Source organism: Microbacterium arabinogalactanolyticum, from assembly GCF_030268005.1.
GTDB classification, from domain to species: Bacteria; Actinomycetota; Actinomycetes; order Actinomycetales; family Microbacteriaceae; genus Microbacterium; species Microbacterium arabinogalactanolyticum.
Genome location: NZ_BRZC01000002.1, coordinates 310,509 through 337,263 on the forward strand (window position 1 = coordinate 310,509; position 26,755 = coordinate 337,263).

The window sequence follows — 26,755 nt, forward strand, 5'->3', positions numbered from 1 at the left end:
CGAGCCTCAGCCCCGGACGGGCCAGCTGCCGTCCAGCGCCTCCGCCGGGTCGAGCCGCCCGACCTTGATGAAGTACTCCGTCAGGCTCTCGGCCTGATCGCGCGCCCAGCCGATCTGCTGGGTGTGGAGCTCGGCCGCGGTGCCGGGGAGGGCGAACTCCTTCGCGAGGGCCAGCGCGACGCGGCCGGCCGCCACGGCGTCCGCGGAGGCCTCGTGCGCATCGTCGAGCGGAACGGCGTAGTGCTCGGCCACCACGCTCAGTGTGCGCTTACCGGGCCGGTAGCGGTCGTAGGCCTTGTCGATCACGAGCGGGTCGATGACCGGCTGCGGATCGATCAGCACCGGGATGCCGTGACGTGCCGCCTCGTGCGCGAGCAGCGAGAAGTCGTAGGAGGCGTTGTATGCCACGATCGGCATACCCTGCGCGAAGAGCACCCGGAGGGCGTTGCTGATCTCCGCGACGACCTCGCTCGCCGGCCGGCCGTGCCTCCTGGCGTGCTCGGTGCTGATGCCGTGCACGGCCGCGGCGCCGTCGGGGATGGGGATGCCCGGGTCGGCGAGCCAGTCCCTCGCCGCGATCTCCCTTCCGTGCCGGTCGAGCACACCCACGTGCGCCGTGACGATGCGATCGGTGGTGACGTCGACACCGGTCGTCTCGAGGTCGAACACGCCCACTCGGGTCAGCCAGTTCGGGAGCGTCGTCGAGGTCATGGCCTCACCGTAGGACGGGGCGCCGACATCCGTCCGGCGGCCCGCCGGGATGCCCCTACACTGTGCAGGTGACCTGGACTGTGTGGCTCTCGCTGCTGCTGGCCTGCGTGGTGATCAGCTTCACGCCGGGGGCAGGCGCGATCAACACCATGAGCAACGCGCTCACGCAGGGCTGGCGACGCTCGCTGTGGGGCGTCCTCGGCCAGCAGGCGGCCCTCGTCGTGCATGTGGTCATCGTCGCCGCGGGTGTGGGCCTGCTGGTGTCGCAGTCGCAGCTGCTGTTCGACATCATCCGCTATGCGGGCGCCGCGTACCTGGTCTACCTCGGCATCCGCCTGATCCTCGCGAAACCTCAGGCGGACACGATGGCGACGGCATCGCGGTCCCGTGAGCACGCCTGGTCGATCTTCCGGCGCGGTTTCTGGGTGAACCTCCTCAACCCCAAGGCGATCGTGTTCTTCCTGGCGTTCGTGCCGCAGTTCATCCGGCTCGATCAGGACCCGCTGCCGCAGTACCTGACCCTGATCGGCACGGTGATCGTCGTGGACGTGCTCGTGATGTGGTTCTTCTTCGCCGCCGCCGCGAAGCCGTTCCGCCGCTTCACGAGGGATGCCCGCGGGCAGCGGATCCTGAACAGCATCTTCGGCTCGCTGTTCATCGCCGTCGCCGGTCTGCTGCTGTTCGTGCACTGACGCATCACGGTCTTCCTGCACAGACGGCGTTCCCGGGAAGTTCTCCACGGGCGTCGGGAATCGGCCTCCGGGCGTCGGATGCCGCGATGCACCCTGTTTCTCACCCGGGTTCGACCCGGCAACACAGGAGCAGGACATGAGCATCAGGAACGACACCATCGTGATCGCCGGGAACGTCGGCAACGATCCCACGAAGAACGAGACCCGCAACGGCAAGGCGGTGATCAACTTCCGGGTCGGCACGTCGCACAACTACATCGATCAGCGCACCGGCGAATGGGTCGAGAGCCCGACCAGCTGGTACAACGTCTCCGCGTTCGGCAACATCGCCGAGCACGTGAAGGCCTCGTTGCACCGCGGCGATCCCGTCATCGTGGTGGGGCGTCTGCGGATCCGGGACTGGGAGGCCGGCGACGGGAAGAAGGGCCGGGAGGCGGAGATCACGGCAGACGCCATCGGGCACGACCTGAACTGGGGGACCAGTGCCTTCGTGCGGCGCCAGCGCGCGACGACGGAACCTGCGCGGGCCCCGCAGCCCTCCGATGCCGACGCTCCATCGGACGATGCGCCCAGCGCGGACGAGGGCGACACGTGGCGGATCGCAGGGCTGGAGAGCCTCGCCGAGGACGAAGCATCCAAGGAGCCCGCCTTCACGTGAGGACTGAGCGCGTCGACGGATGGCCCTCGGTGCTGCGCCTAGACTTCTGAGCGTGCTTCGAGGGTCTTCCGTGTCCGCTCCCCGCATCCGGGCGGTGGCGTCGATCGCCGGAGCGACGCTCATCGCGGCGGCTCTCGCGTCCTGTTCGGCTCCGGCTGAGAAGCCGGACCCTGCGGCCTCCTCCGCAGTCCCCTCGCCGTCGGCATCTGCGGCGGAGGCGCCGGTGCTCGTCCCGGACGGGACGGCGACGGACAACCTGGCGCTGTTCACCGCGGTGACCGCGAAGGTCTGGGGTTCCGATGACCGCGCTCGGGGCCGTGAGTACGTCGACGCACTCGTCGCCGCCGGCTTCCCGAAGGATCGGATGCAGGTCACCGCCGATCAGAGCACCGTCGGTCGCGCGGCGGAGAGCCTGCAGTTCTCGGTCGCCTGGGGCGACGAGGAGTGCCTGATCGGACAGGTGGGAACGTCGACGGGCGAGCCGGTGACGGCGGTCATGCCGCAGCTCGCCGGCGGCCGGTGCCTCGTGGGACGAACGCGGCCGATCGACTGGTGACGGCCGCTGACAGGCCGGTCGCGAAGCGCACCGGTGAAGACGGGTAGGCTGGTGTGTCGGCTCCCCGGAGCCGTTCCGCGTGCCCGCTGACTGAAGGAGAGCTGCTTCGTGGCCGAGTACATCTATTCCATGGTGCGAGCCCGCAAGGCGGTGGGCGACAAGCTCATCCTCGACGACGTCACCATGGCGTTCCTCCCCGGAGCGAAGATCGGTATGGTCGGCCCCAACGGCGCCGGAAAGTCGACCATCCTGAAGATCATGGCGGGTCTCGACACCCCGTCGAACGGCGAGGCCAAGCTGACGCCGGGCTTCTCGGTGGGCATCCTCATGCAGGAGCCGGAGCTCGACGAGTCCAAGACCGTGCTGGAGAACATCCAGGACGGCGTGGCGATCAAGCCCAAGCTCGATCGCTTCAACGAGATCTCGGCCCTGATGGCCGACCCCGACGCCGACTTCGATGCGCTGCTCGCCGAGATGGGCGTGCTGCAGGAGGAGATCGACGCTGCCGACGGCTGGGACCTCGACTCGCAGCTCGAGCAGGCCATGGACGCGCTGCGGACGCCGCCGGCGGATGCCGAGATCGCACCGCTCTCCGGTGGAGAGAAGCGCCGCGTCGCACTGGCCAAGCTGCTGCTGCAGAAGCCCGATCTGCTTCTTCTCGACGAGCCCACCAACCACCTCGACGCCGAGAGCGTGCTGTGGCTCGAGCAGCACCTGAAGGACTACAAGGGCGCCGTGATCGCCGTCACGCACGACCGGTACTTCCTCGACCACGTCGCGGAGTGGATCGCCGAGGTCGACCGCGGTCGCCTGCTCGGCTACGAGGGCAACTACTCCACCTACCTGGAGCAGAAGGCCGAGCGCCTCGACATCCAGGGCAAGAAGGACGCCAAGCTCGCCAAGCGGCTGAAGGACGAGCTCGAGTGGGTGCGCTCCAGCGCCAAGGGCCGGCAGACCAAGTCCAAGGCGCGTCTGGCGCGCTACGAGGAGATGGCCGCCGAGGCCGAGCGGACCAGGAAGCTCGACTTCGAGGAGATCCAGATCCCCGCGGGTCCGCGCCTCGGAAACATCGTCATCGAGGCGAAGAACCTGCAGAAGGGCTTCGGCGACCGGATGCTGATCGACGGGCTGAGCTTCAGCCTGCCGCCGAACGGCATCGTCGGCGTGATCGGCCCCAACGGCGTCGGAAAGACGACGCTGTTCAAGACCATCGTCGGGCTGGAGCCGCTCGACGGTGGCGACCTGAAGGTCGGCGAGACCGTCAAGATCAGCTACGTCGACCAGACGCGTGCCAACATCGACCCCAACAAGACGCTGTGGGAGGTCGTCTCCGACGGCCTCGACTTCATCACCGTCGGCAAGATCGAGATCCCCTCGCGCGCCTACGTGTCGAAGTTCGGCTTCAAGGGCCCGGACCAGCAGAAGAAGGCCGGCGTGCTCTCCGGTGGTGAGCGCAACCGTCTCAACCTGGCTCTGACGCTGAAGGAGGGCGGCAACCTGCTGCTCCTCGACGAGCCCACCAACGACCTCGACGTGGAGACGCTGAGCTCGCTGGAGAACGCCCTGCTGGAGTTCCCCGGCTGCGCCGTGGTCATCACGCACGACCGGTGGTTCCTGGACCGCATCGCCACGCACATCCTCGCCTACGAGGGCACCGACGAGAACCCGTCCCAGTGGCACTGGTTCGAGGGCAACTTCGAGGCGTACGAGAAGAACAAGATCGATCGGATGGGGCTGGAGGCGGCGCGCCCGCACCGCACCACGCACCGCAAGCTCCACCGTGACTGATCCCTCGCCCCACTCGGGACAGCGCTCCGCGCTGCCCCGAGCCTCGGGGGCGTGGGGCCCTCTCGCCATCAACGATTCGAGAAGTGCATGACCGCCCGCGAGAGCGCGCAGGTGCCCGTCGAACGCATTCTGGACGACGGGCGTCTGCACATCCCCATCCAGCTGCGCTGGGGCGACCTGGACGCGTTCAACCACGTCAACAACACGGCGATGCTGAAGCTGCTGGAGGAGGCGCGCGTGCGCGCCTTCTGGAAGCCCGCGCCCGGCGAGGTGGCCCCTCCCACGGCGATCCTGGACTCCGGGCTGTCCTACGGCCTGCTCACCCTCATCGCGCGCCAGGAGATCGAGTACCTGGCGCCGGTGCCGTACCAGCGGCATCCGCTGGACATCCAGATGTGGTTCGGCAAGCTCGGCGGGTCCAGCATCGAGGTCTGCTACGAGGTGCGACCGGATGCCGCAGCCGAGTCGGACGTGCTGTACGCACGCGCCACGACCGTGATCGTGCTCGTGGACGCCGCGTCGGGTCGACCGGTGCGGCTCACGCCCGAGATGCGCTCGGCGTGGGAGCCGCTGGTCGGCGTGCCGCTGGAGTACCGGCGGCACTGAGCGCGCGCTCCCGACGAGGCGCTGCCCGGAGTCAGAGCTCCGGAACCCGCACCATGATCTCCTGCGCGACGGTGGCCATCAGCACGCCGTCGCGGGTGTAGACCCGGCCCTGCGCGAGGCCGCGGCCGCCGCGGGCGTTGGGGGAGTTCTGCACGTACAGCATCCACTCGTCCACTCGGCCGAAGCGGTGCCACCACATCGCGTGGTCGAGGCTCGCGACCTTCAGCCCCGGCGTCTGCCAGGTGATGCCGTGGCGACGCAGGATGGACTCCTGGATCGTCATGTCGCTGAGATACGCGAGCGCCGCCCGGTGCACGCGGGGATCGTCGGGCATCGGCGCCCGCATCCGCATCCAGACCGCCTGCTGCGGCACGTGCTCACCGGCCACTTCGAGGAACAGCGGACCGGTCACGTGGCGGATGTCGGCCGGGCGATCGGCCAGCAGTCGTCCCGTGAGCGGATGCACGGCGCCGATGAGTTCGTCGTCAGAGGGCAGCGACTCCGGTTCGGGGATGTCCTCGGGGAACGGCTCGGCGTGGTCGACGCCGGGATCCTCGTCCTGGAACGACGAGATCATCGAGAAGATCGGCACACCGCCCTGGAAGGCCTGCACGCGGCGCGTGGAGAAGGACCGGCCGTCGTGGATCCGGTCGACGGCGAACGTGATCCCCTGGGTGGCATCGCCGGGGCGCAGGAAGTAGCCGTGCATGGAGTGCACGATCCGGTCCTCCGGAAGCGTCCGCTCGGCGGCGACCAGCGACTGCGAGAGCACCTGACCTCCGTACACGCGGCCGGTCGGCATCGCGTGCGAGACGCCGGTGAAGATGTCCTCGGTGGTGCGGGCCTCGGAGGCGTCGAGATCGAGCACCTGGAGGAGCTGGTTGACGGACCGACGGGCGTTCTCCTGGGTGCTCACGCGACTAGTTTAGAAGGAGTGACCAGACCTCTCGTTCTCGCCGACGCCGACACCGCCCGCGACGTGCTGACCTTCTCCGGGCGCGCCTCGAAGGCAGGGGCCGACGGCGTCCGCCTGCAGGCGACGGGTGGCGTGCTCGCCGTCACCTCCGCCGCGCTCGCCCCGCAGGGGCTGTTCGATCAGACGCCCACGATCCTGGCGATGCGGATCGTGCACGCCGATCCCGAGTTGAGCTGCGACCTGGTCGTGGACTCGCTGAAGGAGGGGCGGAATCCCGATGAGCTCGCGCTTCCGGACACGGCGCTGTCCCCGGCCTGGGCGGGCATCGCCCCGCCGCGGGGCGGATGGGAGCATGTGGCGGATCTCTCGGCCGGGCTGATCGCCGAACGCGCGCTGTGGGGGATCTCCGCTGTCGCGCACGGAAGTCCCGACGGCGCGGGGGAGGACGCCGTGCGGGCGCTCCGCGCCCGCATCTGGGGCGAGCCCGACGAGGATCTGCACGGGCTGCCGCGTGGTGTCGCCTTCGCCGCGCACGCCTTCGGGTTCATCAGCGGCGCAGAGCAGGTGCGCGTCACGCGGTCAGGGCGATGGACTCGTCTCGCTTTCGCGCGGGGTCACGTGCTCAGCCGCGGTCCGGCGGTGACCGGACTCACGGCGGTGCGGGAGACCGGTCACTGACCCGGCAGGGGATGCCGAGCCCGTTGAACGCGGCCGGCGATCCCGAGCGAGCAGGTCAGCGGCTCGCCGCGCGTCCCGCCTGACGCCCGGAGAACAGGCACCCGCCCAGGAACGTGCCCTCCAGCGCACGGTATCCGTGCACGCCGCCCCCGCCGAATCCGCTCGCCTCCCCGGCGGCGAACAGCCCGGGGATCGGCGTGCCGTCGGCAGCCAGCGCGCGGCCGTCCAGATCGGTCTGGATGCCGCCCAGCGATTTGCGGGTCAGCACGTGCAGCTTGACCGCGATCATGGGCCCAGCCGCCGGATCCTGCAGTCGATGCGGGGGAGCGGTGCGGATCAGCCTGTCGCCGCGGTACGACCGCATCGATCGCAGCATGGCGATCTGGGCGTCCTTGGTGAAGTCGTTACCGATCTCGCGGTCGCGCGCGAGGACCTCCTGGCGAGCCCGATCCATGTCGAGGGACTCTCCTCCCGGCATCCGCTTCATCTGCGTCAGGAGCGATTCCAGATCGTTCTCGACGACGAAGTCGGCGCCCTCATCCAGGAACGACTGCACCGGACCGGTGGGACCCTTCGCGAGCCGCGACTTCACCAGCAGGCCGACGTCCTTGCCGGTGAGGTCGGGGTTCTGCTCACTGCCGGAGAGCGCGAACTCCTTCTCCACGATCTTGAGCGAGGTGATGAACCAGGAGTGGTCGTGCCCGGTGGTGCGCAGGTGTGCGAGGGTGCCGAGCGTGTCGAACCCGGGGTACAGCGGCACCGGCAGGCGCGTGCCGGTCGCGTCCAGCCACAGCGACGAGGGGCCGGGGAGGATGCGGATGCCATGACTCGGCCACACCGGATCCCAGTTCTCGATTCCCTCCACGTAGTGCCACATCCGGTCGCCGTTGATCAGGTGCGCCCCTGCCTGCTCGGAGACGGCGTGCATGGAGCCGTCGACGTAGGCGGGGACACCCGTGAGCATATGCTCCGGCGGCGTGCCCAGCCGGTCCGGCCAGGCCGCGCGCACGAGATCGTGGTTGCCGCCGATGCCTCCGGATGCGACGATCACGGCATCCGCGCGGATCTCGAACTCCCCGGAGCGCTCCCGCGATGAGGGGACGCCGCGCGCGGTCAGCTCGTCGGCGAGGACGTCGCCGGTCGCCCCTGCCACCGTGCCGTCCTCGACGATCAGGCTCGTCACTCTGTGGCGCGGAAGGATCGTCGCACGCCCCTCCGTTTCAGCGCGCTCCAGGGCCGCGGCGAAGGGCGCGACGATGCCGGGGCCGGTGCCCCAGGTGATGTGGAAGCGCGGCACGGAGTTGCCTGGACCGATCGCGCCGCCGCCTCCCCGCTCGGCCCAGCCCACGACGGGGAAGAAGCCGACACCGCGTTCGCGCAGCCAGCTGCGCTTCTCGCCGGCGGCGAACTCCAGGTAGGCGGACGCCCAGCGGCGCGGCCACTCGTCCTCCGGCCTGTCGAACCCGGCATTGCCGAACCAGTCCTGGGTGGCGAGCTCGAGGGAGTCGCGGATGCCCATCCGGCGCTGTTCGGGGGAGTCGACGAGGAACAGCCCGCCGAAGGACCACCAGGCCTGTCCACCCAGGTTCGAGCGCGGTTCCTGATCGATGACGGTCACCCGTCTGCCGGCCTCCAGCGCCTCCGCGGCGGCGACCAGGCCGGACAGGCCCCAGCCGATGACGAGCACGTCCGTGTGGTGGGTGCGGGATGCCATGGCGACTCCTTCGTCGTCGGTGAGGGGGAGGTTACGAGGTCAGGCCGAGATCGGGACGGCGCTCCTGCGTGGGACCGATCGTCGTCGGAGGAGGCTCGGGGGAGTCCTCGAACGTGTTCACGAGCGAGTGCGCGGCGCGCTGCAGGTAGTCCCAGAACGTCGCGTCGTGCAGGGCGGAGAGCTGCGCCTCGTCGAGGGCGGTGCGCATGTGCGCGAGCCAGCGGTCACGGGCATCCGGGTTGACGTGGAACGGCACGTGCCGCATGCGCAACCGCGGGTGTCCGCGGCGTTCGCTGTACGTGCCGGGTCCGCCCCAGTACTGCTCCAGGAACATCGTCAGCCGCTCGGCGGCAGGCCCGAGGTCGTCCTCTGGATACATCGGGCGCATCACCGGATCCACTGCCACCTCGCGGTAGAACACCTCGACGATGCGCTGGAAGGTGGCGTGACCGCCGATCTCGTCGTAGAACGTCATTTGGCGTCGCCTTCCTTGTCGCCGGTCTTCTTGCGACGCCAGACTCCGCGCTCGGCGACCGGGGGCACGCCCGTGATCGCGTTCGGGCGGGTCTTGGGCGGATTGGCGCCGCGCACACGTCGTGCACCTTCCAGCCCGGAGAGGGTGACGGATGCCAGGCTGGGCACGAGCACGTCCTTCTCCGTCAGCGCCTGGCGCAGACGCGCCCTCAGCTCCTGCGCGACGTCGTCCATGGCGTTGGCACGCGTCTTCACGACCACGCGCACGACCAGCGCGTCGCCGGTGACGGACTCCAGGCCCCAGACCTCCGGACGCTCGATGATGCGCGTGCGCCACTTCGGGTCCTTGGCGAGCCCCTGCGCGGTCTCCAGCATCGTGGACTCGACGATCTCGAGATCCGCGTCCGGCTGCACGCCGAGATCGATGATCGCGCGGGCCCAGCCCTGCGACATGTTGCCGATGCGCGTCACCTCGCCGTTGCGCACGTACCAGAGCGTGCCGTTCACGTCGCGCACCTGGGTGATGCGCACGCTGACGTACTCGACCACACCGGATGCCAGGCCCAGATCCACGACGTCGCCGATGCCGATCTGATCCTCGGCGACGAGGAAGAGGCCGTTCAGCACGTCCTTGACGATGTTCTGCGCGCCGAAACCGAGGCCCGCACCCACCGCGGCGGTGAGGAGCGTCAGAGAGCCGAGCAGGTCTTTGTTGAGCTGGTTGACCGTCAGCACGATGGCCACGATCACCAGGATCACGTTGACGATGTTCTGCAGGATGGTGCCGAGCGTGCGCGTGCGCTGCACGAGCCGCATGTCCGCGAGGGGGGAGCGCTCCAGAGCCTGGGTGTCGTCGACCCTTGCCTTGCTCTTGGCGCTGTCCACGATGCGCTTGACGACCCGACGGATGACGAGGCGCAGCACGAACGCCGCGAGTACACAGGACGCGATGATGATCGCGACGGCGATCGCGTTCCAACCGGCTTCGCCCAACCACGCGAGGATCTTGTCCCAGGTCGTCGGGTCGGCAGCGGCTGCCAGGGGATCGGCTGCGAGGTGGAGATTCATCATCTCGATGTTACCGAGAAGGCCTCGGCGCACACTGGGTGCGCCGAGGCCTTCTCGCGGAGTGGGCGGTGCGGATCAGTCCTCGGCGTCCCGGGACTGCGCGGCCAGCGCCCGCTCGACGTCGGCGAGGTTCTCGTGCACCAGACGGCGCAGCGCGGGGGACGCGTCCTGGTGCGACGACAGCCACGCGCGCGTCGCGTCGCGCAGCTCGACGCTGGCCAGCGACCGCGGGTACAGGCCCACGACCAGGTAGTCGGCGATCTGGTAGGTGCGTCCCTCCCAGATGGGCACGAGCATGTCGAAGTACTTCGGGATGAAGTCGCCGAGCACCCCGACACCCGAGGGGTGCACGAAACCGAGTGCCGCCGAGCGGACGATCGTGTTCGGAAGGTCGGCGTTGTCGATCAGCGACGACCAGGCCGCCTGCTTCGCCTCCGCGGTCGGCAGCGCGGCGCGCGCCTGCGCGGCGAACTCCGCGCCCTTGGACGTGTTGTCTGCGGCCAGCGCGGCGTCGATCGCGGCGGCATCCGTCGCCCCGATCGCAGCCAGGCCGTTCAGCAGCTGCCACGACAGGTCCGCGTCGATGTCCAGGCCCGGCAGCGTCTCCTCGCCGGAGCGCAGGCGACCGACGATGCCGGCGTGCTCGGGGGTGACCAGGACGTTCGCGAACGCCGTCACCAGCTGGAGCTGGCTGTCGCTGCCCGACTCGGCCTGCTGCGCGAGCGCCCACAGGGCGTCGGCCACCTTCTCCCGCGCCGCGGTGCGGTTCTCGGGGGTCACGTAGCTGGAGGCGGCCAGCAGCAGCTGCGAGAGCGTGGTGCGCACCGTGGTCGACTCGGTCTCGCGCCCGATGTTGCCGAGCACGAGGTCGATGTAGGCGGATGCCGGGCTCTCGGCGTCACGCGTCTGATCCCACGCGGCACCCCAGACGAGCGAGCGCGCCAGCGGGTCGCTGATGTCGGAGAGGTGCTCGACCGCGGTGGCCAGCGACCGGTCGTCGAGCCGGATCTTCGCGTAGGCGAGGTCCTTGTCGTTCAGGAGCACCATGTCGGGGCGCGGCAGGCCCTGCAGCTCCGGGATCTCCGTGCGGTCGCCGTCGATGTCGACCTCGACGTAGTGCGTGCGCACGAGCGCCTCGCCGTCGAGGTTGTAGAAGCCGATGCCCAGGCGGTGCGGGCGGATCGTCGGGTAGTCGGCGGGAGCGGTCTGCGTGACGGCGAAGCGGGTGATGACCCCGGCTGCGTCCTCGGCGATGACCGGCGCGAGGGTGTTGACGCCCGCGGTCTCCAGCCACTTCTTCGCCCAGGTGCTCAGCTCACGGCCGCTGGTGGCCTCGAGCTCGGTGAGCAGGTCGCTGAGCTCGGTGTTGCCCCAGGCGTGCTTCTGGAAGTACTGCGAGACACCGGCGAAGAACGCCTCGATGCCCACCCAGGCGGCGAGCTGCTTGAGCACCGAACCGCCCTTGGCGTAGGTGATGCCGTCGAAGTTGACCTGCACGTCCTCGAGGTCGTTGATCTCGGCGACGATCGGATGCGTGGACGGGAGCTGGTCCTGGCGGTAAGCCCAGGTCTTCTCCATGGCGGCGAAGGTCGTCCAGGCCTCGGTCCACTCGGTGGCCTCGGCGGTGGCGATCGTGGACGCCCACTCGGCGAACGACTCGTTCAGCCACAGGTCGTTCCACCACTTCATGGTGACCAGGTCGCCGAACCACATGTGCGCGAGCTCGTGCAGGATCGTGACGACGCGGCGCTCCTTGACGGCATCCGTCACCTTGCTGCGGAACACGTAGGTCTCGGTGAACGTGACCGCGCCCGCGTTCTCCATGGCGCCGGCGTTGAACTCCGGCACGAAGAGCTGGTCGTACTTGGCGAACGGGTAGGGCACGCCGAACTTCGACTCGAAGTACGCGAAGCCCTCGCGCGTCTTGTCGAAGATGTAGTCGGCGTCCAAGTGCGCCCACAGGCTCTTGCGGCCGTAGACGCCGAGCGGGATGACCCGGCCCGATGCACTGGTGAGCTCGGAGAAGGTGGCCTCGTACGGACCCGCGATCAGGGCCGTGATGTACGAGGAGATCCGCGGCGTGGGCTCGAAGCCCCAGGTCGCGGTCTGCTGGGCGCCGGAGTCCGTCGACGCATCGTGCACGATCGGCTCGGGGGTGGGCGAGTTCGACACGACCTTCCACGCGGCGGGCGCGGTGACCGTGAACTGGAAGGTGGCCTTCAGATCGGGCTGCTCGAACACGGCGAACATGCGCCGCGAGTCGGGCACCTCGAACTGCGAGTAGAGGTAGACCTCGCCGTCGACCGGGTCGACGAAACGGTGCAGGCCCTCGCCGGAGTTCGTGTACAGGCAGTCGGCGTCGACGATGAGCACGTTCTCGGCCTGCAGCCCGCTCAGCGCGATGCGCGAGTCGGCGAAGGCCTCGCTCGGGTCGATCTGCTCGCCGTTGAGCGAGATCTCCCGTACCTCCTTCGCGATCAGATCGATGAAGGTCGCGCCGCCGGGGGTGGCGGTGAAGCGCACGACGCTGCGCGATCCGAACACCTCCGCGCCCTTGGTCAGGTCGAGCGAGACCTGGTAGGACTGCGTGTCGATGACGGCGCGGCGCTCCTGCGCTTCGGTACGGGTGAGGTTCTCTCCAGGCACAGCTGTTTCTCCCAGTGGTGAGGGGGTGTCGTCCCTCGTCGGCACTGCTGGCGCCGACGGCAACCCTGACAGCCTACGCCAGGCGACGTCTCGGGCAAGCGACTCCGCGCTGGCTCATAGCCGGGAGTGGAAGGATGGAGGGCGTGATCCCTGAAGCAACGGATGTCGTTCTGCACGCCTCTTCCGCAGCATCCGGGGGTGAACCGTTCATCGAGCAGCCTGTCGCGTACGACGCGATCCTCCTGGCCGGATTCGGCGGACCCGAGGGGCAGGACGAGGTCATCCCGTTCCTGCGCAACGTGACCCGCGGACGGGGCATCCCGGACGAGCGCCTCGAGGAGGTCGCGCACCATTACCGTCATTTCGGCGGGGTCAGCCCGATCAACGGACAGAACCGCGCACTGAAGGCCGCGCTCGAGGCCGAGCTGGAAGCGCGCTCGATCGACCTGCCCGTGTACTGGGGCAATCGCAACTGGGCGCCGTATCTGGAGGACGCCGTGGCGGAGGCCGCCGGGCACGGCGACACCACCCTCCTGGCGTTCGCGACCAGTGCCTACAGCTCGTTCTCCAGCTGCCGGCAGTACCGCGAGGACTTCGCGCGCGTACTGGACGGCACGGAGTACGACGGGGTCGTCACCATCGACAAGATCCGGCCGTTCTACGACCACCCGGGCTTCGTGCAGGCGTTCGTCGAGGGTGTGCACGACGCCGTCGCCGCATTCCTCGCCGAGGGCATCCCCGCCGACGCCGTGCAGGTGCTGTTCTCCACGCACAGCATCCCGACGGCGGATGCCGAGCGCTCCGGCCCCCGGGACATCGACTTCGGCCCGGGCGGCGCCTACGCCGCGCAGCACGAGTCCGTCGCCGCCTGGGTGATGGATCGTGTCGCGCAGCTGCTCCCGGCCGCGGCGGACGTGCCCTGGGAGCTCGTCTACCAGTCCCGCTCCGGCCCCGCCTCGCAGCCCTGGCTCGAGCCCGACGTGTGCGACGTGATCGGCGAGCTTGCCGGACGCGGCAGGCAGGCCGTGGCGGTCGTGCCGGTCGGATTCATGAGCGACCACATGGAGGTGCTCTGGGACCTGGACACCGAGGCGAAGGAGGCCGCCGAGCAGGCCGGCCTGCGATTCACGCGGACGCCCACCCCGGGCGTGTCGCCGGCGTTCGTGGCCGGGATCGTCGACCTCATCCAGGAGCGTCTGGAGGGACGCCCGAACGCCGACCGCGCGCGGGTGGCCTCGGTGGGCGGTTCGTTCGACGTCTGCCGTCCCGGATGCTGCGAGAACGTGCGGGCCGGATTCAAGCCGGCCGCCGCCGGCATCCTGCCCTGAGCGGAGCGGACCGGAAAGTAGGATGGGCGCCATGCGCATCCACATCGCCACCGATCACGCCGGTCTCGACTTCTCCACCCGCCTGCAGGAGCATCTGCGTGCCGCAGGGCACGACGTGACCGATCACGGACCGGTGGAGTACGACGCGCTCGACGACTACCCGGCGTTCTGCATCCGTGCCGCGCAGGCCGTGATCGCCGACCAGACCGCCGGAATCGAGGCGCTGGGCGTGGTGTTCGGGGGCTCCGGCAACGGCGAGCAGATCGCTGCGAACAAGGTGCAGGGCATCCGTGCGGCGCTGGTGTGGAACACCTCCACCGCGGAGCTCGCCCGCGAGCACAACGATGCCAACGTCATCTCGATCGGTGCGCGCCAGCACACCTTCGACGAGGTCACCTCGTTCATCGACACCTTCATCGGCACGCCGTTCTCGGGCGAGGAGCGCCACGCGCGGCGCATCGCCCAGATCGCCGACTTCGAGATCTCCGGCGCCCTTCTGCCCGATCCGCGCGCCTGACATGCCCGAGGGTCACTCCGTCCACCGCATCGCGCGCCAGTTCGCGCGCAACTTCGTCGGGCTCCCGGTGCACGCGTCCAGCCCGCAGGGTCGCTTCGCCGAGGGCGCGGCGGTGCTCGAGGGTCGCGAGATGCTGCAGGCCATGGCGGTGGGCAAGCAGATGTTCCTCGAGTTCGAGGGCGACACCTGGCTGAGGGTCCATCTCGGGCTGTACGGCGCGTGGGACTTCGCCGGCGAGATCCTCGTCGACCCCACCATCGCATCCGCCAACGGGCGGATGGGGCAGACCAACCAGCGCGGCACCGATCTGGACGGCGTGATCCTCGACGACGCGGGGGAGAACTCGCTCACCTCGATCGGCGCTCCGCGGAAGACCCGCGTGCACGTGCGCATGTCTGAGCAGACCAAGGGGCTCGCTGACGAGGACGCCGAGTGGCCGCCGCCGGTGGTCGGCCAGGTGCGGCTGCGCCTGCTGACGGATGCCACCTGCGCCGACCTGCGCGGTCCCACTGCGTGCGCGCTGCAGACGCCGGACGAGATGCTGGCAACCGTCGCGAAGCTGGGCCCTGACCCGCTCGTGGGCGACCCCGCCGAGGGCGAGGAGCGGTTCGTCCGCATCGTGCGGCGCAAGCCCACGGCCATCGCGCTGCTGCTGATGGATCAGTCGGTCGTCAGCGGGATCGGCAACGTGTACCGTGCCGAGATGCTGTTCCGCGCGCGCCTCAATCCGCACACTCCGGGACGCGACGTCCCGGAGGAGGTCGTGCGGCAGCTGTGGCGCGACTGGGTTCGGCTGCTCGCGATCGGCGTGGAGACCGGCCAGATGATGACCATGGACGACCTCTCGCCCGAGCAGTACCGGGCCGCCATGGCCAGCCGGGACGACCGGCACTGGGTGTACCGCCGCGCCGGGCTGCCGTGCCGGGTCTGCGGGACCGAGATCGCGCTGGAGGAGCTCGGTGCCCGCAAGCTGTACTGGTGCCCGTTCTGCCAGCGCTGATGTGCTGACACGCCGGGATATTGGAACCTGAGTGCGGGCTGTGAATAGGATGGCCGAATCCCTTCGCAACGACGCACGACAGGAGAAGTCATGGACCTATCCGGCCTGCAGGCCGTTCTGGAGAACGTCAGCTCATGGATCTGGGGGCCGTGGGTCCTCATCCCGCTGCTGCTCGGAACCGGGCTCTACCTCACGATCCGCCTCGGCGGCATCCAGTTCCTCAAGCTCGGCGCAGCCCTGCGGCTGGGCCTGTTCACCCGCAAGGACCCCGACTCCGACGGTGACATCTCGCAGTTCCAAGCGCTGACGACGGCGCTGGCGGCGACGGTGGGCACCGGGAACATCGTGGGCGTCGCGACCGCCATCGGCATCGGCGGACCCGGCGCACTGTTCTGGATGTGGGTCACCGGCCTGCTCGGTATGGCGTCGAAGTACTCCGAGGCGTTCCTGGGCGTGCGCTTCCGCACGACGGATGCCGCCGGCGAGAAGTCCGGCGGGCCGCAGTACTATCTCGAGCGCGGCATCAAGAACGGGTTCGGCAAGTTCCTCGCGATCTTCTTCGCGATCTCCGCGGTGATCGCCTGCTTCGGCATCGGCAACATGACCCAGGGCAACTCGATCTCCGCGAACCTGGAGAACAGCTTCAACGTGCCGACCTGGGTCACCGGTCTCGTGCTCACCGTCTTCGCGCTGCTCGTTCTGGTCGGCGGCATCAAGTCGATCGGCCGCGTCACGGCCGGTCTCGTGCCCGTCATGATCATCTTCTACGTGCTGGGTGCGATCTACATCCTGATCGCCAACATCGCCGGTGTCCCGGCGGCCTTCGCGCAGATCTTCAGCGAGGCGTTCACCGGCACCAGCGCCGTGGGCGGCTTCGCGGGCTCGCTCATCATCGTCGCCGTGCAGATGGGCGTCGCCCGCGGCATCTTCTCCAACGAGTCCGGCATGGGCTCGGCGGCCATCGCGGCGGCTGCGGCCAAGACCAGCCACCCGGTCCGTCAGGGGCTCGTGTCGATGACGCAGACCTTCATCGACACGATCATCGTCGTCACCTGCACGGGTCTTGTGATCATCACCACCGGCACCTGGAACGCAGTGGACGATGAGGGCAAGCAGATCAGTCCCGCGCTCATGACCGGCGAGGCCTTCTCGCACGGACTGCCGGGCGAATGGGGCCACTACATCGTGACCATCGGCCTGGTGCTGTTCGCCGGCTCCACGATCCTCGGCTGGTCGTACTACGGAGAGCGCAGCCTGGAGCGGCTGGTCGGGGTGAAGGCGATCATGCCCTACCGGATCATCTTCTCGCTGGTGGTGTTCGTCGGGTGCACGACCGAGCTCGGCGTGGTGTGGGCGTTCTCCGACGTCATGAACGGACTGATGGCGCTGCCGAACCTGATCGGCCTGCTGGTGCTCTCGGGCCTGGTCGCCCGCGAGACCAAGAAGTACCTGACGAACGATCCGAAGCTCACCGCGACGACCGATGAGGTCAACGCCTTCATGGCGGGCGATGCGGGTTTCGAGGACTGGAAGACTCAGGCGGTCCCGGTCGTCAAGGCGAGGTAGCCGGTGGGGCGGGCGAGGCACGACGGCCCCGCCCGCCCCATCGGTCCTAATCTGGAACCATGCGCCAGAACCCGAGCTTCGCCATGACCGACATCGCCGAGCTGCGGAGGGTCATCTCGCAGAGCCCCTGGGCGACACTGGTCGCGACCGGTGACGACGGGCTGGTCGCATCGCACTATCCCGTGCTGCTGGACCCCGAGCGCGACGACCTCACGGTGGTCGGCCACGTCGGCAAGCCCGACGACCAGGTGCTGCACCTGGGGGAGCGGGAGCTGCTGATGATCTTCCAGGGTCCCCACGGGTACATCTCGCCGAGCTGGTACGGCGACGTCCGGGCGGTGCCGACCTGGAACTACACGGCCGTGCATCTCACCGGCACCCCGGAGATCGTCGACACGCAGGAGAACCTGAGGATCCTCGACGATCTCGTCACGCATTTCGAGCGCAGGCTGCCGCAGCCGCGCATGATGTGGCAGGCGCCGAACACCGAGGAGTTCGTGAACGCCCTGGAGATGGGCACGGTCGGATTCCGGATGACTCCCACGCGGGTCTCGGCGAAGCGCAAGCTCAGTCAGAACAAGCCGGACAGCATCGTGGAGAACGTGATCGCCGAGCTCGACGGCAGTGGTGAGTACGCGCAGCCGGCCCTGGCGGCGGAGATGCGCCGCGCGCACGAGGCACGTCTGGCGCACCGCGGATGAGCGCCGATCTGCTGATCCGGTCCGTGCGGGTCGCCGGTGCCGGCCGCGAACTGCTGCCGTTCGCGTCGCCGGACGGAGACGAACCCGTCGACATCCTGGTCTCCGGCGGCGTGATCGCCGACATCGCCCCGGCGGGCAATCTCCGAGCCACGGCGGACGTGCTCGACGGCGACGGCACCTGGGTGGTGCCGGGATTGTGGGACCACCACGTGCACACCGTGCAGTGGGCGCTCGACGCGCAGCGCGCGCCGCTCGGCGGCGCGACGAGCGCGGCCGAGGCGGCTCGGATGCTGTCGGGCGTCGCGCCGCTGCCCGACGGGCGCGTCGTCGGCGCGGGGTTCCGCGACGGGCTGTGGCCCGACCGGCCCACTCGTGCCCTTCTCGACAGCGTGACCGGCGAGCAGTCGGCGTATCTCATCAACGCCGATGTGCACAGCGTGTGGCTGAACTCCGCGGCGCTGCGCCGCGAGGGGTTCGACGGCGCGGACGATGACGGCCTGCTCCGTGAGGAGGACGCCTTCGAGATCTCGCGCAGACTGAACGCCGCGGATGCCGCCACTGCCGACGCCGCAGTGCAGGCAGCCGCCGAACGCGCAGCGGCGCGGGGCATCACGGGCATGGTCGACTTCGACATGGCGTGGAACGCCGAGGCATGGCGACGCAGAGCGGATGCCGGCTTCGACACCCACCGGGTGGAGTTCGCCTTCTACCAGGAGGGCCTGCAGCGGGCCGTCGACGAGGGGCTGCGCAGCGGTGAGGAGCTGGCCGGCACCGGGGGACTGGTGCACGTCGGCCCGCTCAAGCTCATCACCGACGGCTCGCTCGGCACCCGCACCGCCGCGTGCTCTCAGCCGTATGCGGGCGACCCTGGCAACTTCGGCGTGCTGACGGTGGAACCGGACGAGCTGCGCGAGCTGCTCATGCGCGCCACGGCATCCGGTATCGAGGTGGCGGTGCACGCCATCGGCGACCGTGCCGTCGCATCCGCTCTGGACGCCTTCACGTACACGCAGGCGCGCGGCACCATCGAGCACGCGCAGCTGGTGCGGCACGCGGATCTCGCGCGCTTCGCTCGGCTGGGCGTCGCGGCGAGCGTGCAGCCGGCGCATGCCGTGGACGATCGCGATCTCGCGGACGACCTGTGGCGCGAGCAGCAGGCGATCGGCTATCCGCTCGCCTCGCTGATGAACGCGGGCGTGCCGCTGCGTTTCGGGTCCGACGCTCCCGTCGCCGTGCTCGATCCGTGGGCGACGATCGCTGCCGCGGTGTTCCGCACCGGCGATGAGCGCGTGCCCTGGCATCCCGAGGAGCGCGTGTCGGTCGATGCGGCGCTGCGCGCGAGCGGACGTCATGGAGACGCGGTGATCGCGCTGGGAGCGGTGGCTGATCTCGCGCTGTGCGGGATGGATCCGCGAACGGCCGACCGCCGGCAGCTGACCGCGATGCAGGTCGCCGCCACGGTCCTCGGCGGCCGGGTCACGCACCGCGCCTGAACGCGAGAAGGGTGCCGGAGCTCGCGCTCCGGCACTTCTGATGCGCTCGGTCAGGCCGCGATGTGCGAGACGAGGAACCAGCGGTCCTTCTCGAGGCCGCGCTGGATCTCGATCGCGACGTCCTGGCTGGTGAGGTCGACGGCGTCGAGGCCGTCGACGGCCGCCTTCACGTCGGCGATGATGGCGTCGATGTCGGAGATGATCGCGCGGACGAGCTCGTCGGACTGGGCGAAGCCGGCGGGAACGGCGGTGGCGCCGGCCTTCTCGGCGACCGTGCCGATGCGCGAGTCGATCGGCAGGCCGAGGGCGACGATGCGCTCCGCGGCGGTGTCGGCGAAGTCACCGGCGTGCGCCACGATCGTGTCGAGCAGCTCGTGGACTCCCACGAAGTTGGCGCCGCGCACGTGCCAGTGCGCCTGCTTGCCGTTGACTGTCAGGGCCTCGAGGCCGAGGACCACGGGGGAGAGGAACTGAGCGGCGGCGGCTGCCACGGTCGGGTCGACGGCGGTGGTGGGAACGGTCTGTGCCTTGCTCATGAGATCCTCCGGATGCGTTGTGAAACGGGCTTGATGTCGTCAACGCTACTCATCGGAGAACATTCCGCAAGCAAGCGAAGGCAACGCTTACCGGGGCATTCTGCCGCGTGATTCCGCGGTTCTGAGGGTAGTCTCACCTACATGAGCATCGCAGCCACGGCATCCGTCCTCGCCCTCTCCGACCGCGCACCGCAGCTGGCGGAGGACTCCTTCGTGGCGGACGGCGCCCGCATCGTCGGGGCCGTCACCCTGGGCTCGCGCGCCAGCGTCTGGTACAACGCCGTGCTGCGCGGGGACTCCGCCCCGATCATGGTCGGCGCGGACAGCAACGTGCAGGACAACGTGTCCGTGCACGTCGACAGCGGACATGGCGTGCAGATCGGCGAACGCGTCTCGATCGGACACAACGCCGTCGTCCACGGCTGCACGATCGGTGACGGCTCGCTCATCGGGATGGGCGCGGTCGTGCTCAGCGGTGCGGTGATCGGCCGCGGATGCCTGGTGGCGGGCGGCGCGGTGGTCCTCGGCGGCACCGAGGTGCCGGACGGCTCGCTGGTCGCCGGCGTCCCGGCGAAGGTGCGCCGCGCACTGACCGACGAGGAGCGCCAGGGGCTCATCGCCAACGCCGAGATCTACCTCGGCCACATCGACACGCATGCGGCGGCTGATTCCCGCCACCCATCGTGAGCGGCGCACGACGCGCCGTGCGGCGGTCCGAGCGCGGGGACGGGGACAGGTCGTCCGCGAGTCCACGGGGCGGACAGGTCGCGTTCGTCGTGCGGCGGGTCGCCCGGGGGTTCTTTCGGACGACGGCGCCGGATGCGGCCGCCGGCCTGACCTTCTACGCGGTGCTGGCCCTCATCCCGGCGCTGGTGGCCGCGTTCTCGCTGATCGGGATGGTCGGGAGCAGAGGGGACGGCGTGCGTGCCGTGCTCGACGTGGCGAAGGACGTGCTCGCGCCCGCCGCGCTCGTCGGCATCGGCCGAGCGCTGGAGAAGGTGGCGTCGCTCGGCGGCTCGGGCTGGGTGCTGGTGCTGTCGCTGCTCCTCGCCCTCTGGTCCGTCGCGCGCTACGTGACGGCGCTCGGCCGTGCGATCAACCGGATCTACGGCGTGCCCGAGGGGAGGGTGCTGTGGAAGGCGAAGCCGATCCACCTGCTGGTCACGCTCGCGGTGTTCGCCCTGGTGGCGCTGGCCGCCGTGATCGCGGGGCTCAGCCGACCGCTCGCCGAGTCCCTGGGACGGGCGCTGGGAGCCGGGGAGGTGGCGCTGAGCGTGTGGGCGGTGGCCCGCTGGCCTGCGCTGGTCCTGGTGATCGTCCTCGTGATCGCCGTGCTCTACTACTTCGCGCCGAACATCGCCCACGCGCACTTCCGCCTGGTCAGCATCGGTGCGGCGGTGGCGGTGCTGGTCTTCGCGCTGGCGTCGTTCGGGTTCGAGTACTACGTCGCCGCTGTGGCGCACTACGACTGGATCTACGGGTCGTTCGCCGGGATCATCATCTTCCTCGTGTGGCTGTGGATCGGGAACATGGCGCTCCTGCTCGGGGCGCTGGTCGACGCAGAACTGGAGCGCCTCCGTGAGCTGCGTGCCGGACGTCCCGCGGAGCGTGAGCTGCAGGTCGAACTGCGCGACACCACCAGGATGGAGCGGAACGCCGTGAACGACCTCCGGGACGAGCGCGAGGCCCGCCGATTCCGGCGCTCCCGGCGTTGACATCGTCCGAGGACGATGCGCGCGGTGCAGCACCGGTAGGCTGGTGCTCTACGGGGCGGTGGCCAAGCTGGTGAAGGCAGTGGGCTCATAACCCAACGATCGCGGGTTCAAGTCCCGCCCGCCCTACCGACATCGGCTTCTCTCCACCGCATGTGCACGCGGTTCCGAGAGGAGCGTCCATGGCTGCGGGCGACCGTTTTGCGGTCCCCTACGATGGGCGACATGGGCTGGGAAGGGAGGGCCATGCGGCCGTCGATCGAGGTCCGCACGGCGAGACGGTTCTGGGTCATCGGAGGGCTCGTGGCGGCATTGGCTCTCACGGGCTGCTCGTCACCGCTCGACGTCTCCGCGGCGGAGCGTGCGGTGGCGGCGACGTGCGAGGCGCTGGAGCCGCTGCCCGGCGTGAGCACGGCGTCGTGCGTGGTCGATGACGGCGGGTTCGATGCCGGCATCAGGCGGAGGACGGCGGTGGAGCTCGAGGACGGGGCCACGGCCGAGCAGGCCCGCACCCTCGTCGCCGCCTGGTTGTCGTCAGAGCCCGGCGGGGCGGAGGAGTACGCGATCCAGGGCTCGCGTGCGACACCCTTGCAGGTGACCGTGTCGGGACGCAGCGAGGCCTCGTTCTCGGTTGCTCCCGGCGCACCAGCCCCGAGCGTCGCGTTCGTGCAGGAGTGGCTGGGACGCGCGACCCGGGGAGTGCCGATCGTCGCATCCGTCGCCGACACTCCGCGGATCTCCATCGCCCAGGACGGGCTCTCGCCCGCGGAGCAGGCGGCGCTTCTCGACGAGTTCGGGATGCGCACGAGGAGCGACGGTCTCGTGCTGGAGATCGGCAGCGGTTCCTCTGCGACGAACGGCGCCAGCTCCGTCGAGGCACCCATACCGGCGACGCTGTATGACGCGCTGGGGCACCTCGAGACGGTCTACCGGACCTTGTCGAACGACGATCCGGACCGCGAGCTCGCCTTCACCATGGACGCGGATCCGGTGCGGTCACCGATGCTCCGGCTCCGGGTCCCGACCGACCTGATTCCGGCGGGCGCTCCGGGTCAGCCCGTGACCGGGACATCCGGCTGGCCGACGATCCGCGCGATCCTCGAAGCCGCGGCGCCGGGCGGTGCGGACTACGGTCTGACGATCGCTGGTCGCCCGGGCGACGTCGTCGGCGGCATCAGTACGTCCGGCTGCGCTCCAGACGTACCCGGGCCTCGCCCCAGGTACGACGATGAACTGCAGGCCGAGTGGGCGATCATCCATGACGTCCCGGCGCCGGGCGCCTGCGAGTGAGGCGCCCACCGCTCGGAGACGGAGAGGTCTGATCGCTCCTCAGGGCTGCTCGTCCAGGCCGGGCGTGTCGTCCTTCCGGCCTTCGCTGTCCGCGGCGGTGCCCTGATCCGGGGTCCGGCCGTCGTCCGTGTCGGTCTGGGGGCCGCCGATCACGCCGATCCCGACCGCCTGGTGGTCCGGTTCCGGATCGTTCCGCGTGGGGGCCTTCGGCTCCTCGTCGGGCTCCTTCTCCGTGCTCGGCTCCTCCAGGTCGTCCGTGCTGGGCTGCTCTTCGTCTGCGGGTTCGTGAGTCGTCTCTGTCATGGGGCGAGTGTCGCGCGAGAGACCCGATGCGGGAAGCGCCTTGACAGGACGGTGTCCGACCGTCCGTCAGGCCTCGTCGACAGGCTATGCGGGTGGCGCGCATCCCGCACCGGGGTTGACGCCACGCATCCGCAGCCCCCTACCGTGGGAGACCACCAGGAGGGATCCTGGAGGTCAGGACGAGGGAAGGAGCGGGCACATGAACGGCAGGACGGACGACGAGCTCTCCGGCCAGGCAGCCGAAGGAGACCGTCTGGAGCAGGACAGGGATCACTGGGACGAGCCGGACGATCCGGAGCGGACCGCGTCGCCGGCGCTCCCGGACGGCGTCGAGGCCGATCCTGCGGACGTCGCCGAGCAGTCCGTGGACGTCCCCGACGACGCCGAGGACGAGCGCGAGCTCTGAGTCGCGGACCGGGGGTCAGCGCACGCGGCGCCCGTGCGCGAGATCGATGAGGTGCTCCAGGACGGGCCCGCCGCGGAGTCCGTTGTGCTCGTGCTCGCTGGTGACCCACGGGGTCACGCCGGGCAGCAGCCGGGCGGTCTCGAGCGAGAACTCCATCGGCACGTACACGTCGTTGACGTAGACGGCGGCGGCTCCTCGCGCATCGGATGCCTCGAGTGCGGCGCGGTCGTAGATCCTCGGCCACTCGTGCTCGGCGAGCGCCAGCGCCACGTCGCGCCACGGCTGGAACGCGGGAACCGTCTCCGTCCACTCCTGGCGCACGTGCTCACCCGTGAACAGCGATGTGTCCTCGACGAAGTCGGCCGGCTCCACCCGTTCGGCGGACCAGCGGGTGACGTGCCCCGAGGCGTAGCTGGACTCGTGGAAGACGAAGTACAGCGGATTGCGGCCGTCGAACGGCATGGCCGCGGCGAGGTCGTACCGGAAGGCGTTCGACGCAGGGTCCAGCTCCAGCAGTGACCAGACCGTCTGCCAGCCGTCGTTGGTGCCCAGCGCCGAGCCGAACGAGCGCAGGCGCGAGGGGGAGACCACCTCGCCGCCGGGCAGCACGATGCCGCCGGATGCCGCGAGGTCGACCAACCGGCGCATGCGGTCGCGGTGCTCGGGGAAGCGCCGGTAGTAGCGCTCCGAGGCGTCTCGCATCTTGTCGTAGCAGAGCGCGTACACCTCGTCCGGGGTGCGGTCGATCGTGCTGAGTCCGCCGGTGAAGTACACACGGTCGAGCGATGCGGCATCCGTCGACAGATAGGCGAGTGTGGTGAAGCCGCCGAAGGACTGCCCGAGCACGTTCCAGGTCTCAGCGCCCAGGTGCTCGCGGACGGCTTCCGCGTCGCGCACGATCGAATCGGCGCGCAGATGCGTGAGGTGCTCGGCGACGGCATCCGATTCCCGCTCCAGATCGCGGTCTCCGACCGGCGTCGAGCGGCCGGTGCCGCGCTGGTCGAGCAGGACGACACGGTGCTCCTTGAGAGCCGCATCCAGCCAGGCGGGTGACGACGAGTTCTGGAACGCGCGCGGTGCCTCGTGGCCCGGCCCTCCCTGCAGGAAGAGCAGGTACGGCAGGTCTTCGCCGCCCTCACGGGCGACGACTGCCGCGAACACGTCGATGGTGCGGGTGTCGCTCGGGTCATCCCACACCAGCGGGACGGTGAGGGTGTGCTCCTCGATCGTCAGGCCCTGCATGCGGCGGATCGTCGTCTTCGTCGTCATCACATCACGTTCCCGATGTAGGAGTACTTCACGAACACCTCTGCGGCGATGCCGGATTCCTCCAGCACCCCCTGCAGAGCGGTCATCATGTAGTTCGAGTCCCATCCCATGTAGAGATGGCAGCCCTCGGCGAGGGTGTCCCAGTGGCCCTTCCAGGCCATCGACTCGTACAGCGGTCCGCCGTGGCGCGCGCTGTAGGCGAGGGCGGCCGGACGGTCATCGGTCCAGGCGCGCCGGAAGACGCGGTTGAACAGCGCCTTGACGTCCTTGACCTCCCAGTGCTCGCCGCGGTACTCGCAGTAGTCGAACTCGCGATCCCAGCCGGCCGGCCATCCGCGCCGGCGCACGGCGTCCAGCACCGGTGTCAGGCCGTCGTCGTCGATCTCGCCGACGTCGGGGCGTGCCCAGATGCGCACCAGCTCCGCCGAGAGCCGCACGGTCCGCGCCGAGATCGCGGCGGTGCCCCAGGCGGCGACATCCGCCAGCTCGCGCGTGGCGGGAACGGCGCTGCGGGCGTAGGCCTGGTCGCGCTTGTCGGGGAAGGATGCCCCGAACACGCGCATGGTGAGCGATTCCTCGAGCAGAGTGAGGTTGCCGAGCGTCGGGGACAGCGCGCGGTGGCTGTTCTGCTCGTCCTCGCTGTACTCGGTCCACGGGCGGATGCCGTCGCCGCTCCACGTGGTGGCGGGCACCGGCGGCACGATCGCCTCGACGTCGAAGTCGGTGACGTCCTGGACGCCCTCGATGCGGCCGAGCACGTATGCCGGGTGGGGGAGCTCGCCGTACTTGAGCACGGCGCTGACGCGCTCGTCAGATGGGGTGATCCGGGCGATCGCGCGCATGAGGGACTCCCGGCCCTGCGCGCGGGCGCGGCAGAGTCGGGCGATCAGGCGGTCGGTGGGCAGCCCGACGATGGCGCGGCGCAGGAACAGCGCCTGCACCCACTCGAGCACCTCGATCAGCTCCTCGCGGCTGATCAGCCCGCGTCGATGGTCGCCGTAGGCGCTCATCACCAGCGGATAGGAGGTGCGCCCGAACGTGTTCACGTGCTCCAGCTGCAGCCGGATGCCGTCGTCCGGCTCTCCTGAGGGGTCCAGCAGGATGCCGTAGATCTCGGCGTACTCGCGCCAGAGGCCGGCATCCGCGCGCAGGTGCTCGACGTCCAGGCGGGGGAACGACCCGCGGAAAGCGGCGTACACGCCGTGCTCGCCGGCGGCGTCGATCTCGCGGCCCATCGTCATCATCAGGTAGTGCCGCCAGAACGCGCCGATGGTCTCCCCGGTGTGCCGCTCGATCGGCAGCCAGAACCGCTCCTCGACGTCGAGCTGCTCCGCGTGCGAGAGGCCCATCAGGATGTAGTTGTGGATCAGCTCGTGGTCCCGCAGCGGCTGGCCGGTGGAGTTCAGGCTCTCGAAGATCTGCTGCGCGTTGGCCGAGGAGCCGAGCGTGATCGAGACGTGCTCGAGTCGCTGGAGGCCCTGCCAGATGCCTGCGGCCTCGTCGGCGTGCACCTGGCTGCGGAAGAACGCGTAGTTGTCGTCGAAGCGCGACTCCCGGTCGCCGTCGTCGCGTCGGTCCAGGACCACGGACTCGTAGAGATCGGCCCACGCATGGTGCGGGCGCAGCTTGGTGCGCGAAGCGTCATCCGCGCGCACCAGGACCCGCTCCAGATCCGATGCCATCACCGGGTCGGTCTCGCGGATGGTGTGGTGCAGAGCCGCGATCAGCAGCATGATCGTGGTCACGCGCTGCTGTCCGTCGATCAGCACCAGATCTCCGCCGGCGGCGTCCTCGGCCGACAGGATCGACCCGATGAAATGCCGGTGATCGGTCCCTTCGCCCGCGACGGTTCGGACATCGGAGAGCAGCTTCTCGCAGGCGCCGATGTCCCAGCGGTACTGGCGCTGATACACCGGGACGACGATGTTGGTCGTGGGGGCTGCGAGCCATTCGATGGTGCCCGTCGCGGTCGCGTCGACATTGGTCGCCGTTGCCATCACTGCGTGAATCCTCCGATCAGCGGGCAGATGAACGCTGCCGGGACGAGTCTAGTCCGGCCCGATTTTCTCCGGTCGGCCTCTGGGGCGTGTTCAGGAGCCCGATGTAGGCTTACCTAAGTAGGGCCTG

At 69.5% G+C, this 26,755-nt stretch carries 26 protein-coding genes and 1 tRNA gene; 17 read left to right on the forward strand and 10 right to left on the reverse strand.

Annotated features, from left to right (window positions below):
* Window positions 1–6: 6 nt before the first annotated feature.
* Entirely contained in the window at window positions 7–711 is a 705-nt protein-coding gene (locus tag MIAR_RS02085) for a 3'-5' exonuclease (protein WP_285630501.1), read from the reverse strand.
* A 68-nt stretch (window positions 712–779) separates the two neighbouring features.
* Here MIAR_RS02085 and MIAR_RS02090 point away from each other — a divergent pair, with 68 nt between their 5' ends.
* The 5 genes from MIAR_RS02090 to MIAR_RS02110 all read left to right on the forward strand — a co-directional run bounded on the left by MIAR_RS02090 (window position 780) and on the right by MIAR_RS02110 (window position 5,011).
* Complete coding sequence (locus tag MIAR_RS02090) at window positions 780–1,403, forward strand: LysE family transporter (RefSeq protein ID WP_285630504.1); 624 nt, start codon at window positions 780–782, stop codon at window positions 1,401–1,403.
* A 136-nt stretch (window positions 1,404–1,539) separates the two neighbouring features.
* Window positions 1,540–2,061: a single-stranded DNA-binding protein gene (locus MIAR_RS02095; protein ID WP_285630506.1), complete on the forward strand. Its 522-nt coding sequence runs from the start codon at window positions 1,540–1,542 to the stop codon at window positions 2,059–2,061.
* Window positions 2,062–2,131: 70 nt separating this feature from the next.
* Window positions 2,132–2,617 carry a DUF6993 domain-containing protein gene (locus MIAR_RS02100; protein ID WP_285630509.1) on the forward strand — a complete coding sequence of 162 codons (486 nt, stop codon included), beginning with the start codon at window positions 2,132–2,134 and terminating at the stop codon, window positions 2,615–2,617.
* Between the two features lie 108 nt (window positions 2,618–2,725).
* A complete protein-coding gene (gene ettA / locus MIAR_RS02105) occupies window positions 2,726–4,405 on the forward strand; it encodes an energy-dependent translational throttle protein EttA (RefSeq protein WP_285630512.1) in 1,680 nt (559 codons plus the stop codon).
* Window positions 4,406–4,492: 87 nt separating this feature from the next.
* The gene (locus tag MIAR_RS02110) at window positions 4,493–5,011 is read left to right on the forward strand and encodes an acyl-CoA thioesterase (RefSeq protein WP_285630515.1); all 519 of its coding nucleotides are present in this window, start codon (window positions 4,493–4,495) and stop codon (window positions 5,009–5,011) included.
* 31 nt (window positions 5,012–5,042) lie between these two features.
* Here MIAR_RS02110 and MIAR_RS02115 read toward each other — a convergent pair whose 3' ends face one another.
* Window positions 5,043–5,927 (reverse strand): acyl-CoA thioesterase, encoded by an 885-nt coding sequence (locus MIAR_RS02115; protein WP_285630518.1) that lies wholly within the window; start codon window positions 5,925–5,927, stop codon window positions 5,043–5,045.
* Window positions 5,928–5,945: 18 nt separating this feature from the next.
* Between MIAR_RS02115 and MIAR_RS02120 the strand changes: the two genes are divergently transcribed.
* Entirely contained in the window at window positions 5,946–6,605 is a 660-nt protein-coding gene (locus MIAR_RS02120; protein ID WP_285630521.1) for a DUF8185 domain-containing protein, read from the forward strand.
* A gap of 55 nt (window positions 6,606–6,660) precedes the next feature.
* Here the strand turns inward: MIAR_RS02120 and MIAR_RS02125 are convergent, their stop codons facing one another.
* The 4 genes from MIAR_RS02125 to pepN all read right to left on the reverse strand — a co-directional run bounded on the left by MIAR_RS02125 (window position 6,661) and on the right by pepN (window position 12,507).
* Window positions 6,661–8,319 (reverse strand): FAD-binding dehydrogenase, encoded by a 1,659-nt coding sequence (locus MIAR_RS02125; RefSeq protein ID WP_285630524.1) that lies wholly within the window; start codon window positions 8,317–8,319, stop codon window positions 6,661–6,663.
* Between the two features lie 31 nt (window positions 8,320–8,350).
* Window positions 8,351–8,794 (reverse strand): globin, encoded by a 444-nt coding sequence (locus tag MIAR_RS02130; RefSeq protein WP_285630527.1) that lies wholly within the window; start codon window positions 8,792–8,794, stop codon window positions 8,351–8,353.
* Window positions 8,791–9,864, reverse strand: coding sequence for a mechanosensitive ion channel family protein (locus MIAR_RS02135; protein WP_425561546.1), 1,074 nt, complete (start codon window positions 9,862–9,864; stop codon window positions 8,791–8,793). Before MIAR_RS02135 ends, MIAR_RS02130 begins: the two co-directional genes overlap by 4 nt.
* Before the next feature lie 72 nt (window positions 9,865–9,936).
* On the reverse strand, window positions 9,937–12,507 hold the full coding sequence (gene pepN / locus MIAR_RS02140) for an aminopeptidase N (RefSeq protein ID WP_285630533.1): 2,571 nt from the start codon (window positions 12,505–12,507) through the stop codon (window positions 9,937–9,939).
* Window positions 12,508–12,641: 134 nt separating this feature from the next.
* Between pepN and MIAR_RS02145 the strand changes: the two genes are divergently transcribed.
* The 6 genes from MIAR_RS02145 to MIAR_RS02170 all read left to right on the forward strand — a co-directional run bounded on the left by MIAR_RS02145 (window position 12,642) and on the right by MIAR_RS02170 (window position 19,112).
* A complete protein-coding gene (locus MIAR_RS02145; RefSeq protein WP_425561547.1) occupies window positions 12,642–13,835 on the forward strand; it encodes a ferrochelatase in 1,194 nt (397 codons plus the stop codon).
* Window positions 13,836–13,866: 31 nt separating this feature from the next.
* Window positions 13,867–14,352: a ribose-5-phosphate isomerase gene (locus MIAR_RS02150; protein WP_285630535.1), complete on the forward strand. Its 486-nt coding sequence runs from the start codon at window positions 13,867–13,869 to the stop codon at window positions 14,350–14,352.
* A gap of 1 nt (window position 14,353) precedes the next feature.
* Window positions 14,354–15,352 (forward strand): Fpg/Nei family DNA glycosylase, encoded by a 999-nt coding sequence (locus tag MIAR_RS02155; RefSeq protein ID WP_285630538.1) that lies wholly within the window; start codon window positions 14,354–14,356, stop codon window positions 15,350–15,352.
* Between the two features lie 90 nt (window positions 15,353–15,442).
* Window positions 15,443–16,918 (forward strand): alanine/glycine:cation symporter family protein, encoded by a 1,476-nt coding sequence (locus MIAR_RS02160; protein ID WP_285630541.1) that lies wholly within the window; start codon window positions 15,443–15,445, stop codon window positions 16,916–16,918.
* A gap of 59 nt (window positions 16,919–16,977) precedes the next feature.
* The gene (locus MIAR_RS02165; RefSeq protein ID WP_285630544.1) at window positions 16,978–17,619 is read left to right on the forward strand and encodes an FMN-binding negative transcriptional regulator; all 642 of its coding nucleotides are present in this window, start codon (window positions 16,978–16,980) and stop codon (window positions 17,617–17,619) included.
* Window positions 17,616–19,112 (forward strand): amidohydrolase, encoded by a 1,497-nt coding sequence (locus tag MIAR_RS02170; RefSeq protein ID WP_285630547.1) that lies wholly within the window; start codon window positions 17,616–17,618, stop codon window positions 19,110–19,112. Before MIAR_RS02165 ends, MIAR_RS02170 begins: the two co-directional genes overlap by 4 nt.
* A 50-nt stretch (window positions 19,113–19,162) precedes the next feature.
* Here MIAR_RS02170 and MIAR_RS02175 read toward each other — a convergent pair whose 3' ends face one another.
* Window positions 19,163–19,648 carry a Dps family protein gene (locus MIAR_RS02175; RefSeq protein WP_285630550.1) on the reverse strand — a complete coding sequence of 162 codons (486 nt, stop codon included), beginning with the start codon at window positions 19,646–19,648 and terminating at the stop codon, window positions 19,163–19,165.
* A 141-nt stretch (window positions 19,649–19,789) separates the two neighbouring features.
* Here MIAR_RS02175 and MIAR_RS02180 point away from each other — a divergent pair, with 141 nt between their 5' ends.
* The 4 genes from MIAR_RS02180 to MIAR_RS02195 all read left to right on the forward strand — a co-directional run bounded on the left by MIAR_RS02180 (window position 19,790) and on the right by MIAR_RS02195 (window position 22,650).
* Window positions 19,790–20,335, forward strand: coding sequence for a gamma carbonic anhydrase family protein (locus MIAR_RS02180; RefSeq protein WP_285630553.1), 546 nt, complete (start codon window positions 19,790–19,792; stop codon window positions 20,333–20,335).
* Window positions 20,332–21,363: a YihY/virulence factor BrkB family protein gene (locus tag MIAR_RS02185; protein WP_285630557.1), complete on the forward strand. Its 1,032-nt coding sequence runs from the start codon at window positions 20,332–20,334 to the stop codon at window positions 21,361–21,363. The genes MIAR_RS02180 and MIAR_RS02185 overlap by 4 nt, the downstream gene beginning before the upstream one ends.
* 52 nt (window positions 21,364–21,415) lie before the next feature.
* Window positions 21,416–21,489: transfer RNA gene (locus MIAR_RS02190), tRNA-Ile, on the forward strand.
* A gap of 96 nt (window positions 21,490–21,585) precedes the next feature.
* Complete coding sequence (locus tag MIAR_RS02195; RefSeq protein ID WP_285630560.1) at window positions 21,586–22,650, forward strand: hypothetical protein; 1,065 nt, start codon at window positions 21,586–21,588, stop codon at window positions 22,648–22,650.
* Window positions 22,651–22,689: 39 nt separating this feature from the next.
* Here MIAR_RS02195 and MIAR_RS02200 read toward each other — a convergent pair whose 3' ends face one another.
* On the reverse strand, window positions 22,690–22,953 hold the full coding sequence (locus MIAR_RS02200) for a hypothetical protein (protein ID WP_285630563.1): 264 nt from the start codon (window positions 22,951–22,953) through the stop codon (window positions 22,690–22,692).
* A 199-nt stretch (window positions 22,954–23,152) separates the two neighbouring features.
* On the opposite strand from MIAR_RS02200, the gene MIAR_RS02205 reads away from it, so the two are divergent.
* Window positions 23,153–23,359, forward strand: coding sequence for a hypothetical protein (locus MIAR_RS02205; protein WP_285630566.1), 207 nt, complete (start codon window positions 23,153–23,155; stop codon window positions 23,357–23,359).
* Window positions 23,360–23,374: 15 nt separating this feature from the next.
* Here MIAR_RS02205 and MIAR_RS02210 read toward each other — a convergent pair whose 3' ends face one another.
* Together MIAR_RS02210 and MIAR_RS02215 are read right to left on the reverse strand one after the other, a co-directional pair.
* The gene (locus MIAR_RS02210) at window positions 23,375–24,628 is read right to left on the reverse strand and encodes an alpha/beta fold hydrolase (RefSeq protein ID WP_285630568.1); all 1,254 of its coding nucleotides are present in this window, start codon (window positions 24,626–24,628) and stop codon (window positions 23,375–23,377) included.
* A complete protein-coding gene (locus MIAR_RS02215; protein WP_285630571.1) occupies window positions 24,628–26,625 on the reverse strand; it encodes a DUF262 domain-containing protein in 1,998 nt (665 codons plus the stop codon). Before MIAR_RS02215 ends, MIAR_RS02210 begins: the two co-directional genes overlap by 1 nt.
* Window positions 26,626–26,755: the final 130 nt, after the last annotated feature.